Genomic DNA, 14,600 nt, shown 5'->3' on the forward strand with positions numbered 1-14,600 from the left:
TGGTGAGAATCCTAATCAAGTTAGATTTGACGAAAATTTGACTTTTCAGACAGCCTCTTTTTAAGGCGGTTTTTATATTATTTCTAATTAATCAATACTGAATGTTAGACCATCGAGAGATACCCAATTTTGAACCACGTTAAAACCAGTAGCAATAATTACAGTTCCGTTTGGATTTACATCTACACGAGCAGCACCATTTTCTGTTTCCACTGAAAAAATCCTTGTTTTTGTTGGTCTAAAACCAACTGGAAGTGTCATGATAACATCTGCATTATTAATAGCAGAACTTTTATTACATAATCCTTCTAAGGTTACTACATTGTTTACTTTTCTGTATCGTGGATCTTGAAAATTTGTTACTGAAAATGATGTGTTATAATATGCCCAACCACTCGCCATTGTAGCAGCAGTATAAGCACCTGGCGCTACTGTATTGTCTGTCCAAGTATAGCCACCAGAACCGTCTGTTTGTAATACTTGTCCGTTAGTTCCACCAACAGGTAATTCAATTTCATTCAATGGATCGCTATCGGCATCGTTTACGGCATCCGTTACCCAAGCATAATTTCCTGAACCATCTGTTTTTAATAATTGTCCATCAGTTCCTCCACTAGGAAGCGTTGTTCCAGCTGCAACTGCCGCCCAAGCAACATTTCCAGCTCCATCAGTAGTCATTACTTGGTTTACTGTTCCATCTTGTGCTGGTAAGGTATACGATGTTCCTGCTCCTTGATTGTCTCCATCAATTGTTAATTGACCGTTTAAGGTTGTATTTCCGTTTTTAAGCATTACTAATGCGTCGCTTGCTGTTGCTGTGATTCCATTACCAACGACAAATAAACGATCCGTTGATATATGCGTAAAAGCATCTCCTGTAACAGCTGTATTATTGACTCCTAAAGAAATTTGCCCTCTACTTTCTGCTTTTGAATTGCTACCAATAGCCACAGAACTTGACCCTGTAGCTCTACTAGCTACTCCCAAAGCTACAGTAGCAAATTGGGTAGCCTGGTTTTCATCTCCAGCAGTAAAAGATGCTGCACCAGAAGAAATATTGTTGATCCCTAAAGAAGCTGAATTTGTTCCTACATTTATATTATCCCATTCATCCGCCTCCACTTCTCCTGCACGAAATGCTGCTTTACTTTTGTCAAAAAACATCCTGTTATCATCATTTGTCGTATTCGTATCGTTATCTAATTGTGTACTACCAAAAACAAAATCGTCCGTAGCAATTGTTCCGGTTGCATTGCTCGTAACATTTGATGCAGTTGAAAAAGCACTTGTACCTGTAGCGTCATTTATCCATGTGTATACTCCAGAACCATCTGTACTTAATATTTGTCCGTTGGTTCCGCCTGTTGGTAATTCGGCAGGTACATCTTGCCAACTTACTGCCGTTCCATCTGTCGTTAAAAATTTACCAGATTCTCCTGTTTGCGCAGGTAATTCAATTTCATTGGTTGGATCGGCATCTAAATCATTATTGGTAACCCATGTATAGTTCCCTGAACCATCTGTAGAAAGCACATATCCATTAGTTCCTCCTACTGGAAGTGTAGCTCCTCCTCCTGTAGGCGCATCAATCCAAGACACTGCTCCAGAACCATTAGTACTCATTATTTGATTTGCAGTACCATCTTGCGCAGGCAACGTATATGAATTTCCTGAACCTGTATTATCTCCATCAATCGTTAATTGACCATTTAGCGTTGTGTTCCCATTTTTTAACATGACTAAAGCATCACTAAATCCTGCAGCTCTGAACGCTTCATCTGGATTTGTACCATTACCGATAACAAATAAACGATCTGTTTCAACAAATTGAGTTGCATCTCCTGTTACTCGTGTATTATAAGTTCCAATAGATGTCTGTCCATATGATTCTGCTGTTAAATTTGTACCAGCTGTCATCGCAGACGCTCCACTAGCAACATTACCTTCTCCTATAGATACAGAACTCGTGTTACTTGCCATAGAATTATTTCCAAGCACTATAGAATTGCCTCCTACATTTGCATCGTCCCATTGTGAATTACTTGCGCCACCTGCTCTAAAAGCTTGTTTACTTTTATCAAAAAACATGCGACTATCATCATTTGTAGCTGTAGTAACATCTCCTAATTGTGAACTTCCAAATACAAAGTCGTCTGTAGCCGTATCTCCATTAGCATTGCTCGTTATATTTGCTGTTGTCATGAATGCTCCAGAACCTCCTCCTGCAGCATCTGCCCAAGATACATTTCCAGCGCCATCTGTCGTCATTACTTGATTTGTGTTACCATCTTGTGCTGGCAAGGTATACCCACGTTCTATTTCTTGATTATCACCATCAATAGTTAAGGTACCATTTAAGGTTGTATTACCATTTTTTAGCATCACGAAAGCATCAGAAGCATTCACTCCATCAAAATCAGCCGAACCATTACCAATCACAAATAAACGATCGGTTGCTACAAAGGTGCTAGCATTTCCTGTTACTGGTGTATTGAAGGTTCCAAAAGTAGTTTGTAGTAAACTTTCAGCAGTTAAATTTCTACCATGTGCGCTGGCGAAGCTTCCTGTAATTGTGTTATCTGATCCTGTTGCCACTCCATGACTAGAAGAAACTGTATTTCTTTCTCCATGTGCATATCCAGCGTATCCTGACACAATATTTAACGATCCTGTAGAAGCCGCATACGTTCCTGAAGCTAAGTTATTGACACCAAAAGCTACAGAACCTGCTCCCATTTGATCTTGGTTGAATCGGTTTGTATTAAAAGCACTACCCGCTCTAAAAGCTCCTGCATTACTTTTATCAAATACAATTCTGTTATTGTCTGCGATTCCTGGAATATCATCTATTTGCGTACTTCCGAATACGAAATCATCTGTAGTTGTATCTCCGTTTGCATTGCTTGTTACGTTTCCTGTTGTAATAAACGATGCTGTTGCTGTTTGATTTGCCCAAGAGTATACTCCTGAACCATCTGTTACTAATACTTGACCGTTAGTTCCGCCAGTTGGTAATTCATTGGGAACATCTTGCCAAGCTACGGCAGTTCCGTCTGTTGTTAAGAATTTGCCAGCTTCACCTGTTTGAACAGGTAATTCAATTTCGTTTGTTGGATCTGAATCTGCATCGTCATTAGTTACCCACGATAACACTCCTGATCCGTTTGTACTCAATACAAAGCCATTCGTTCCTCCGTTTGGTATCGCATCTGCTGCTGGAGTTACCCAAGAAACATTTCCTGCTCCATCGGTTTGCATGATTTGGTTTAGTGTTCCGTCTTGTGCTGGAAGCGTAAAAGCTCTTCCTGCTCCTTCATTATCACCATCTAAGGTTAACTGTCCATTTAAGGTTGTATTTCCATTTTTAAGCATTACTAACGCATCGCTATTTAAAGCTAGGTTTATGTCTTCTTGTCCATTACCAATTACAAAAAGTCTATCAGTAGCAACCCAAGTATCTGTAGAACCAGATACAAAGTTACTGTATTGTCCTAATTGAATTTCTGCCATTGAATTTGCATTTAACTGTCTTCCTATTGCTGTTGAATTCACTCCATTAGCTCTGGCATTAGGACCAAATCCTCTAGCATAATCTGCAAAACCTCCTGCATTAATTCCAAAAGCGAAAGCCTCATTTCCTGTTGCATTGGCATTTCGTCCCATAGCAAAAGTATTAGTTCCGCTTGCTAATGCATTTTCACCAAAAGCAGCAGAATATAAACCTACATTAGCATCATCCCATTTATCTCCATCCGTTTTTCCTGCTCTAAATGCAGCCTTACTTTTATCAAAAAACATGCGTCTATTAAAATCGCTTCCTATTCCGCCATTGGCATCTAGTTGTGTTGATCCAAATACAAAATCATCTGTAAGGACATTACCATTGGCATTACTTACTACACCACTAGTATAATTGAATGGACCTGCATTTGTTGAATTTGTACTATTTATAGCGTACATAGCATACGGTACAAATTGTAGTCTTGAAGTTCCTATTTGTGTGTAGTTCGCTCCACCTGCTAGATCTACTTGAATGTCGATCCAGTGATTTTGCGTACTCCAATCTATTGCTTGAAAGTTAGCTCCTGATGTTCCACCTCCAACAGGAAATGTAATGACTCCTTGTGCATTGGAAGTTACAGTGTGTACTTCATTATACAGCACACTTCCTGAAGGTCCGCCTGCAATAATCCGCACCAATACAGTCATCGATTGGTTTGTTGCTGGAGTTCCGGTTGCGTCACGTACTACCGCTTGATAGTTAAAATTCTGTGCATAGGTTATGACACAGAATAGCAGTGCCATAATTAGTAGGGTAATTTTTTTCATAATGGTTGAATGAATTTCTTGTTGTTAATGTAGTGACAGCAAAAAATTTATATACCCTATTTTATTATGATCTTTTATTATTTATTTACGACTACGTATCGTATTGGATAAGCATTTATATTTTTTTAATTGATACAATTAAAACCATAATTAGAATGAAAATAAAAATGACAAATGCTCTATGAAAGGAATATCCTTTTTTCATCGGATGTGTGTATGTTATAATATTATAAAATGATCAAGATCAAACCTATGTAGATTTGATCTTGTCGCTCGAAAAACTAAAATTGCCCTCTTAAATATTTATATCTAAATACCTAAACTCAGTAAAAATATGTTAACCAAATCTGATAAATTTTTACTGCGTTCCTTTTATCTATACATTAAAATTTTAAGTAGGTTTTATATACTTAAGACCGCAAAAAGTACAAGCACCCTATTTTTTTAAAAAAATTTAGGCTTAGACTGTACTAATTCTACTACTTTTTAATAGGGGCTAAGAATTAGTTATTGCCTAAGCCTAAGATGTGAGTTATATCAAAAAAACTATATTTCCTAAACAACAAGAGATATCATAGTTTGATTTTGATTTTTCTTTTAATTACTCGAAAAAGAAACATAAACTTCACATATTTTTTTAATCTAGTACAAACTTGAAACTGGTTGATATTATATTCGCAGTCAAACCTGTACTTCTATCATAATAACTGTATCGTATGTCAAACGATTTGAGTCCAATATTGAATACTTTAAATTTTGCAAATACATCTGTATATTTTAACCCTAAACCATATTGATGACTGTTAAATTTGGACAAATCAAAGTCTGAAGTATAAAACTCAGAAGTTGATACATGCGTTTCATATTCTCCAAAATAATCAGCTGACGTCTGATTGTAAAAACGATAGTTTGGATACAGTGTAAATTTCCCCAATCCTAATTTGATAGGCACTTCAATATTTGCGGTATGCGAATTGATTCCCCAAGTATCAAAATAATAGCGATAATACGTACGCAATGAGATATTTTCATTGACATAGTAATTGAATCGCGCACCAAATGGCAATTTGAATCGCGTATCGGGCAAACGTTCAATATCGTCTGCTAAGTGAAACACATCCGTATTTTCAGGCGAACTGTAGTTTGGTATATTTGCTGCATTTCCTACATAATAATTAGCTCTATCAGCGAAATATACACGTTGCATCGGATTCGCTAACCAACCTTGCTGTTGCACCACATCTGCAAATAATGAAAATTGCGCTCGTTGATTGATAATCTGAGAGAAACTCAAAGACACCGAATAAGTATTTCGTGCTCTGTCTTGAATTAAGGTGGTATTGAAAGGCGACCAAACTGTTGCGCCGTTTTTATCTATAATATTTCCACTTTGATCCAAGATATCAATGTTGGCAAAAAAACCATTGTTTAAATTTTGACTGGCTTCGTTGTAGGAATCTAATTCCGTTGGATATTTAGGATTCCAAGTATCTAGATACACTTGTGCTTTTATTCCAATTTCTGTATTTTTTTGATTGAAGAGTTTAGAATAACTTCCTCCAAAACCAACAGATACATAATCGTATTCTGCGGCAAAGTTTATATTTCCGCTCCAAATACTATTTCTGTCATCTGAACTGTGACTGTAACTTGCGTTGATTCCTCCCCAAACATCACCAGCAGAAGCACCCGAAGATTCCACCCAAGGACTTCCTTTGGTTCCACTTGCATTTCCGCTTCCGCCATCATCATCGTCATCATATCCACCAGAAGCTCCAGAAGCATCAAACGGATCTAAGTTACTCGATGAAGCTGATGTGTATGCCGAAATTCCCGCATCAACCGTAAGTACATCATCTGCATTTAATGGAATCGCAACCACAAACGTTGGTGTCAAATCTGTTAATCGCTCATTACCAATTCCGCCTGTTACAGAAGCATTGTTTCCATCTTGCGTGTAGTAACTCATGAGAAAATCGACTTCTGTAGTTTCTAATACACGTTTTTTATAAACACTGATGGTATCTTTTAGTATTTCTTGCGAAAACATCATTGAGCCACACAAAAGCATTAATAACACACTTATTTTTTTCATATATTTTTTCTCGAGAAAGCGAGCTTCTTATATTTTAATAATTACTTTTTAAGACTGATTTCTTTTGAATATGCTTGCTGCTTTTCAAATTTGGTAAATCTTCCTATTTTTTGGATCCTGTTCTGCAACGGGATAAATTCAACCAACAATTTTGAATGCGCTTTGCAGCTTTTCAAACTTGGAAAATCTTCCTATTTTTTGGATCCCGTTCTGCAACGGGATAAATTCAGCCAACAATTTTGAATGCGCTTGCAGCTTTTCAAACTTGGAAACCTTCTTACTTTTTAGATCCCGTTCTGCAACGGGATAAATTCAGCCAACAATTTTGAATGCGCTTGCAGCTTTTCAAACTTGGAAACCTTCTTACTTTTTAGATCCCGTTCTGCAACGGGATAAATTCAGCCAACAATTTTGAATGCGCTTGCAGCTTTTCAAACTTGGGCTTCATTTAATTACAACCGCAGCCACCGCCGCTTTTTCCTCCATTAGCTCCAGAAGCCGCTTCTCTGTATACTTGAAAATTTGTTTCAAAACGTTCTATTCCTAATGAAGAAAGTTTCATATCCGGATCATTGATGTTTACTTTTTGGTATTCTTTGACGGCTACACAAGAAGTGTTTACCAATAACAACGATATGACTAAAAAAAGGAGTCTGTTCATGTTTTATTCTATGTTAATATTTGTTGAATAGTGTATTTTTCCTGTAGCATCTACAATAATGCATTCAATATTGTTCAGTTGATTTACCATGTGTAAGCCAACATCTTTTCCTGTGACAAAAATGGACGTTGCTAATGCATCTGCTAATTCAGCGCTTGGTGCTAATACACTTACACTCACAATTCCGCTACTTGGATATCCCGTACGCGGATCAATGATATGTGTGTATTTTTTTCCGTTGAATTCTACTTGCTTTTCATAATTTCCTGAGGTTACAATCGCTTGTTCTTTGATAGGAATCATAGCAAAAACCTTATTTTTATTGAGCGGATTTTTGATGGCAACTTTAAAATCTTTACCGTCAATTTGCGTTCCCCAAGTGCTTAAATCGCCTGAAGCATTGATGATTCCGGCTTTTACATTTTGTGTTTGCAATAACTTTTTTGCTTTGTCTGCCGCATATCCTTTTCCAATAGCGCCAAAGCCAATTTTCATTCCTTTGTGCTTTAAAAAGACCGTTTGTTTTTCTTTGTTTAGAATGATATTTTCATACCCAACTTTCGCAACAGATTGCTGAATGGCTTCCGCAGATGGCATTTCCGTCATGCTTCCATCAAACTTCCAAATACGGTCCATAGAAGCATAACTAATATCAAAAGCTCCATTGGTTAGTTTGGATATTTGTATTGATCGTTCAATTAATTGAAATAATTCTGCATCTACTTTTACAGCTTGTATCCCTGCATTTTTATTGACCAGTGATGTTTGCGAATTTTTATCCCAAGAAGAAATGAGTTTTTCAATCCGAGATATTTCGGCAACAGCCATATTTATATAAGTATTTCCTTCCGCTTTGGTATTCGCCATGACAGAAATATCAAAACGGCTTCCCATCAATTTAAGCGTTCGTTTATAGGATTCTTGCGCATTGCTCACGCAAAAACACAATAGTAGTATGTATGTAGCAAGTGATTTTGACATTATTAAAAAGCATTTAGTTTTTTAATGTATGCTTCGGGAGCTATTTTTTGGTAGCCTAATTGTCCTAATTGTTTTCCTGTTTCGTCTAAAATCACTACTAAAGGAAAATATCCGTTGGGATTGTATTTTTCTGCTAATTGCTCATTTTGAGTCTGTAATTCTTTGGAGAGTTTATTTTTTTTACGTCTTGGAAAATCTGCTTTTAGCAAGGTGTAATTTGCTTTAGCATACGATTTGAAGGTTTCTGAATCCCAAATTTCACGCTCTAGTTTCATACAAGGCGCACACCAATCGGAACCAGAAAACACAAGAATGATGTGTTGATTTTTAGTACTTGCTTCCTTTTTTGCGGTTTCAAAGTTTGCATGCCATTCTTGACCAAAACTTACTGTAGAAACAAGTAATAAGATGTACATTAATTTACTCATAAAAAGATTAAATTTTACTGTTGTTAATTATAGTTATGACACTAAAAAAAACATCTACCCTATTTTATTTGTCCTTTTTTTGAGAGTTTTACCTATTTTTGAAACCCAGATTTGAATTAAATGTCAGAGAAAGAACCTTCTATTTGCGAAGAAAAAAATTATAACGAGCTGTTTCGTAAGTTTTACGAACCCGCTACGAAGTACATTTATTATAAGTGTGGAAACTTGCAACGCGCAGAAGATATTGTTCAAAATGTATTTATTAAACTCTGGAAACTTTGCGCTACTATTACATTCTCAAAAGCTAAATCTTATATATATACCGCTAGTAATAATTCGTTCTTAAATGAAATAGCACATGAAAAGGTAATTTTGAAACATCAAAAGACTGTTGTAGAGAATACCGATCATGAAAGTCCTGATTTTTTGATTGAAGTAGAAGAGTTCAGAATCAAACTAAAAGAAGCTATTAATACACTCAATCCAAAAGAAAGAGAAGTCTTTTTGATGAGTCGCGTTGAAAATAAAACATATCGTGAAATTGCCGAAATTACAGGCTTAACCGTAAAAGCAATTGAACGCAGAATGAGCAAAGCTTTAAAGGAGTTACGAGCAATTTTAGGAAAAGAAATAAAAATTTAATAGGGTACGCGCCTTTTTAAATGTCTAGTTAATAAGAAACTAAAATGTATGATGGAAAATTACGATACAGATGAGTCATTTTTAGGGCGATGGATTGCTGGCGAACTTTCTGATGAAGAACGTATTGCATTTGAGAAGACAGACGTTTTTAAGCAATTTGATATTATCAATAGAGAAGCGCAACTTTTGGATGGACCAACTATTGACGTGGAACGTGCTTTACAGACTGTAAAAGCAAGACTTGCTAACAAACCTAAAAAAGGAAAATTAATCAAGCTATGGAGAAATATCTCAGTAGCTGCAATTATCATTTTATCAACCGGAATTTTTCTAACCTCATCTAAAACATACACCACAGGAATTGGTCAATCGCAAACAATTACGCTTGCAGATGGTTCTACTGTAAATTTGAATGCAAATTCAAGTATTTCACATAAACGTTTCTTTTGGTCATCTAATAAAACAGTGGAATTAAAAGGAGAAGCTTATTTTACAGTTGCAAAAGGCGATGATTTTAGTGTGGAAACTTCTAAAGGAACTGTTGCCGTTTTAGGTACTGAATTTAATATTAAAGATCGTGCTGATTTTGTATTGAAATGTTACGAAGGAAAAGTTCAATTCACACAAAATAACAACACAGACAATACGTATATCTTAACAAAAGGAATGCAAGTAGCTATTACCAAAGATGCTTTGAAAGAAGCTACTTTTACAGAAGAAACACCTGCATGGAAACAAGGAGTTTCTACGTTTACGCAACAACCATTATCGGAAGTTTTAAATGAGTTGTCTTTGTATTTTGATATTACTTTTGATACTTCAAATATTGACATCAATCGTTTGTTTTCAGGACGATTTTATCACACTGATTTAAACAATGCATTAAAAGCAACCTTAGTGCCAATGGGAATTACATATAAAAAAGCAAACAATAAAATTATACTCAACAAATAGTAGAATTTATTTAAATCCTTACATTTGTATGCCTTAAGATCAAATATATGAAACAGCTTTGTGCTTTATTTTTATTTTTGACATTTACCTTTTCTAATGCTCAAAATAAAGATTATAACTACCAAAATGCACCGCTTTTACAAGTCATTAAAGAAGTAGAAAAACAATACGATCTTTCGTTTTCGTATGCCAACGATTTAATTCAAAATAAGTCTATTACTCTAAAGGTATCTCAGCTAGAACTTTCAGAATTATTAGTCATCTTAGAAGCTCAAACAGGATTGACTTTTGATAAACTATCCGAGAAACAAATTATTATTGCCCCCAAAAAGGTAGCAGATAAAATTTGCGGATATGTGTTAGATGCCACTACACGAATGCCTATTCCGTTTGCAACAATTAGTGATAACGAAAACCAGCAAGTTTCTACAAATTTGAATGGTTTTTTTACGATTAATAAAACGACTGCCAATCTTTTTACGGCAAACAATTTGGGCTATGAAGCACAACAATTTTCTGGAAGTGAAGATTGTATTCAAATCTATTTAACACAAGGAATAGAATCCTTGGAAGCGGTTGTTATTGCTGGATATATTACCAATGGAATTGACCGAAATAAAGATGGTTCTATCTCTGTAAGCACGAAACGTTTGGGTATTTTGCCTGGCTTGCTTAATGCAGATATTTCGCAAAGTATTCAATTGATCCCTGGAATTTCAACCTTGGACGAATCGGCTACAGGAATTCAAATTCGAGGTGGATCTCCTGATCAAAATTTAATTTTATACGATAATATTAAACTCTATAATACAGGCCATTTTTACGGAATGTTTTCTTTATTCAATCCGTTTGCTACACAAAAAGCTACTATTTTCAGATCGGGAACAAGTGCTAGTTATGGAGATCGTATTTCTGGTATTATTGATATTTCTAGTGGAGAAGATATTCCTGAAAAAACCAATGGCGGATTCGAAATTGACGGTTTGGCTGTAAACGGATATGTAAAAACGCCTTTATCGGACAAAGCCGCTTTGTACCTGTTTGCACGCCGCTCGTATCCTGATGTATGGAAAACGCCAACCTATATAAGTTATGCCGATAAAATTTTTACCAATTTTGGAGTCGCAAGAGATGTTAATGGAAGTGTTTTAGAGCTAGAAACTGATGACGATTTTAACCGTGAAAGCAGTAATAACGATTTTGACTTTGCCGATATCAACACAAAAATTGTTGTAAAACCAAATGATAAAAACACACTTTCTGTTGGCGGATTGTATACACGAAATCGCTTAGATTTTAACTTTACTGGCGGCGATGAGTTATTGCTCGATTCACTCATTACCAAAAATAAAGGTTTGAGTTTTGAATGGAAACATCGCACAAGCCTAAAACAACAAGAAAAGTTGACTGTATATTTTTCAGAATACAATTCTTTCTATCAAAATAAAGAATTAAAAGATGAAGATGGCAATGGAACGCTCGATTTGGAAGAGATTAATACACGTCAAAATGATATTGTTGACGTTGGCGCCAATTTTTCTTTGACACGAAACCTTACCGATTCACAAAAATTGACTGCGGGTTATCAACTTTCGTATACCGATTTGGATGTTATTATTAGAAAAGTAAAACCGCTTGACAACGAAAGAGAAGATTCTGGACAAAGTGATACTAACTTTAAAAATGCGTTGTTTGGAGAATATACCTTAAGTTTTGAAAATAAAGCCTTTATCAATGCTGGTGTACGATTGGTTCATTATAATTCTGTAGACCGATTTTTGTTAGAACCACGCATTAATTTTGAATATCCTTTAAACGATCGTTTTCGTGTAAAAACCGCTATTGAACGTAGAAATCAACCTATTTCGCAGCTGATAGAATTTAATCATACAGAATTGCGTTTGGAAAACAATTTATGGCGTTTATCAGATGACAATCAATATCCATTATTATCGAGCAATCAGATTTCTGGAGGAATTTTATACAGTCATAAAAACCTAAATATTGATGTTGATGCGTATTATAAAGAATTGGAAGGTTTAACCACTTTTACCAGTGGTTTTAGCAATCCGTTAGAAATTTTGGAAGCTGGAGAAAGTTCTATCAAAGGAATTGATGTTTTATTAAAATATCGATGGAATGCTTATAAAATTTGGGCAGGTTATACCTTTAATGATATTACGTTTAAGTTTCCAAATTTACAAGGCAATTCAGAATTCCCAGGAAACAACGACATTACACATGCGTTCCGAATTTCCAACACACTTAAAGTTGACAATTGGCAATTTTCATTAGGTTGGCAAATTCGATCGGGAAAACCCGTAACTCCTGTAAATAGTTATGTTATTGAAATTGATGCTGATGGAGAAAATGCAGGTGTGGTAAATTTTGGACCTATCAATAGTGATCGACTGCCTTCTTTTCATCGTTTAGATGCTTCTATTTTATATGATTTCAATATTAAAAAACTACGTGCACAAGCAGGTTTTTCAGTGTTGAACTTGTACAATAGAGTAAAACCGATTAACGTAATTTATAAAGCAGAACGCAAACCTTTGGATGATGGCGGAATTGCTATTCCAGGTACTACAGGTTCAACTCCAGAAGAATTGGAAGTCATTTTAGAACAAGTGATTCAACGTTTTTCTCTTGGTTTGACACCGAATGTTTCTTTTAAAATATTCTTTTAAGAATCCAGATAAAAGTTTCTTGTAATTTATAAATTAAGACTACAACACAAAAAATCCACGGTTTTATTTCCTTAATTTTATGATCTAATCAAAAATTAGTACTCATGAAAAAAAAGCAATTACAAAGCTTAGCACTTAACAAAAAAGTGGTTTCAAGCTTAAACGCACAAAAAACTAATGGTGGGTTTGTTAGAATTTCGCCACAAGGAACGGGTCCAGGCTCTGTGCCAAATCCTTGTGAATCTATACAACTTCCATGTTCGCATCAAGATACTTGTGATAATTGTCAGACAAATACTGACGAACGATAAACTCGCAATAACTTTTAATTTAAAACGCTTGCTATTCCACAGAAATAGCAAGCGTTTTTTTTATGAACTTCGTTTCTCAAAAACATCATAAAATATCGAGTTTATGAATATTTCACACATTTCTATTAATATAGTATTATCATGAGTTTAAAATAACGGTTATATTTAGGCATAAATTTTTAAACCCTATGAAATCCATCTACCGCGTACTCGCCATAGTTTTATTTATTACTGCAACACATTCTTGTAAAACAATACCTGTAGTAGACTCATCTTTGCCTTTTAAAGAGCAGCTTACTCAACTATTTCCAACTGCAAGCATCGATGCTATAAAAACTGGCGATCATTTTACAGAAGCCTATCAAGTAGTGATGAATCAGCCTTTAGATCCTAAAAATCCTTCCAAAGGAACTTTTAAGCATTATATGTACGTTTCGCATTCGTCGTATGAGCAACCAACCGTTTTAATTACGGACGGTTATGCTTCTAACAATCGAACTTCTGAGTTGAGTAAAGTATTGAAAGGAAATCAAATTATTGTTGAGTACCGAATGTATGGGAAATCGCGCCCAAATCCACTTCCGTGGGAATATTTAACCAATGACAATGCTATTGAAGATTACCACAACATTGTAACTAAAATGAAAGCTATTTACAAAGGAAAATGGTTATCGTCCGGAATTAGCAAAGGTGGAGAAACGACGCTTATTTACAGAAGTAAATATCCCAAAGATGTAGATGTTGCCGTTCCATATGTAGCGCCTATTATTGATGGTGTAGAAGATCAGCGTACCAACGATTTAATCAATTCTGTAGGTACCGATGCATGTCGTTTAGCCATTAAAAAATACCAAAGAGCCATCTTACATAACAGAGAAGCTGTTTTAACCATAATGAAACAACATGCTGCTGCCAAAAACATGAAATTTACAAAAGTACCTTATGAAGAAGCTTTGGAATATGCCGTATTGGAATTTCCGTTTTCTTTTTGGCAATGGGGCGGAAAATGTGAAGCAATTCCTGCCGAGGATGCATCTCCTCAAGAATTATTTGACTATGTAAATACAATTGTAGGCGTGAGCTTTTACAGTGATGCAATATTTGAATATTACTTGCCTTCTTTCTATCAACACGTAAAAGAATTAGGTTATTATGGTTTCGATTTAGAACCTGTAAAAGATTTACTAAAAGTGGTAAAAAGCGCTACCAATAAACGTTTTGCTCCTAGTAATGTAGATCTAACGTATAATCCAAATTATATAAAAAAGGTTCGAAATTATATCGAAAATAAAGGAGACAAAATATTATACATTTATGGAGCTTATGATCCTTGGGGCGCCTGTGCTCCTTCTCCAAAACCACATGTAGATGCTTTAATGATGGTGCTCGATGGCGCAGATCATAGTACGCGTATCAAACATTTTTCAAAAGAAGATCAAGAAAAAATATATACCAAACTACAAGAATGGTTAGGAGAAGAAACAACAGTATATCCTTTAAATAAGTAGC

General features: G+C 35.4%; 10 protein-coding genes. 5 read left to right on the forward strand and 5 right to left on the reverse strand.

Translation table 11 applies throughout. The features are described from left to right. Positions 1–87: 87 nt before the first annotated feature. The 5 genes from Q0845_RS19970 to Q0845_RS19990 form a co-directional block, all read right to left on the reverse strand. Entirely contained in the window at positions 88–4,329 is a 4,242-nt protein-coding gene (locus tag Q0845_RS19970) for a hypothetical protein (protein WP_298516988.1), read from the reverse strand. Positions 4,330–4,966: 637 nt separating this feature from the next. Beyond that, entirely contained in the window at positions 4,967–6,424 is a 1,458-nt protein-coding gene (locus Q0845_RS19975) for a DUF3570 domain-containing protein (RefSeq protein WP_298516990.1), read from the reverse strand. Between the two features lie 448 nt (positions 6,425–6,872). Further along, positions 6,873–7,085 (reverse strand): DUF4266 domain-containing protein, encoded by a 213-nt coding sequence (locus tag Q0845_RS19980; protein WP_298516992.1) that lies wholly within the window; start codon positions 7,083–7,085, stop codon positions 6,873–6,875. Between the two features lie 3 nt (positions 7,086–7,088). Continuing rightward, on the reverse strand, positions 7,089–8,066 hold the full coding sequence (locus Q0845_RS19985) for an FAD:protein FMN transferase (RefSeq protein ID WP_298516994.1): 978 nt from the start codon (positions 8,064–8,066) through the stop codon (positions 7,089–7,091). A 2-nt stretch (positions 8,067–8,068) separates the two neighbouring features. Continuing rightward, the gene (locus Q0845_RS19990; protein ID WP_298516996.1) at positions 8,069–8,494 is read right to left on the reverse strand and encodes a thioredoxin family protein; all 426 of its coding nucleotides are present in this window, start codon (positions 8,492–8,494) and stop codon (positions 8,069–8,071) included. 120 nt (positions 8,495–8,614) lie between these two features. Between Q0845_RS19990 and Q0845_RS19995 the strand changes: the two genes are divergently transcribed. The 5 genes from Q0845_RS19995 to Q0845_RS20015 all read left to right on the forward strand — a co-directional run bounded on the left by Q0845_RS19995 (position 8,615) and on the right by Q0845_RS20015 (position 14,599). Beyond that, on the forward strand, positions 8,615–9,136 hold the full coding sequence (locus tag Q0845_RS19995) for a sigma-70 family RNA polymerase sigma factor (protein WP_298516998.1): 522 nt from the start codon (positions 8,615–8,617) through the stop codon (positions 9,134–9,136). 48 nt (positions 9,137–9,184) lie between these two features. Continuing rightward, a complete protein-coding gene (locus Q0845_RS20000) occupies positions 9,185–10,090 on the forward strand; it encodes a FecR family protein (RefSeq protein ID WP_298517000.1) in 906 nt (301 codons plus the stop codon). 47 nt (positions 10,091–10,137) lie between these two features. Continuing rightward, a complete protein-coding gene (locus Q0845_RS20005) occupies positions 10,138–12,780 on the forward strand; it encodes a TonB-dependent receptor (protein WP_298517002.1) in 2,643 nt (880 codons plus the stop codon). Positions 12,781–12,884: 104 nt separating this feature from the next. Next, positions 12,885–13,091, forward strand: coding sequence for a hypothetical protein (locus tag Q0845_RS20010; protein WP_298517004.1), 207 nt, complete (start codon positions 12,885–12,887; stop codon positions 13,089–13,091). Between the two features lie 188 nt (positions 13,092–13,279). Then, positions 13,280–14,599 (forward strand): S28 family serine protease, encoded by a 1,320-nt coding sequence (locus Q0845_RS20015; RefSeq protein WP_298517006.1) that lies wholly within the window; start codon positions 13,280–13,282, stop codon positions 14,597–14,599. The last annotated feature ends 1 nt before the right edge of the window (position 14,600 follow it).

The organism is uncultured Kordia sp., assembly GCF_947489565.1.
Lineage (GTDB): Bacteria > Bacteroidota > Bacteroidia > Flavobacteriales > Flavobacteriaceae > Kordia.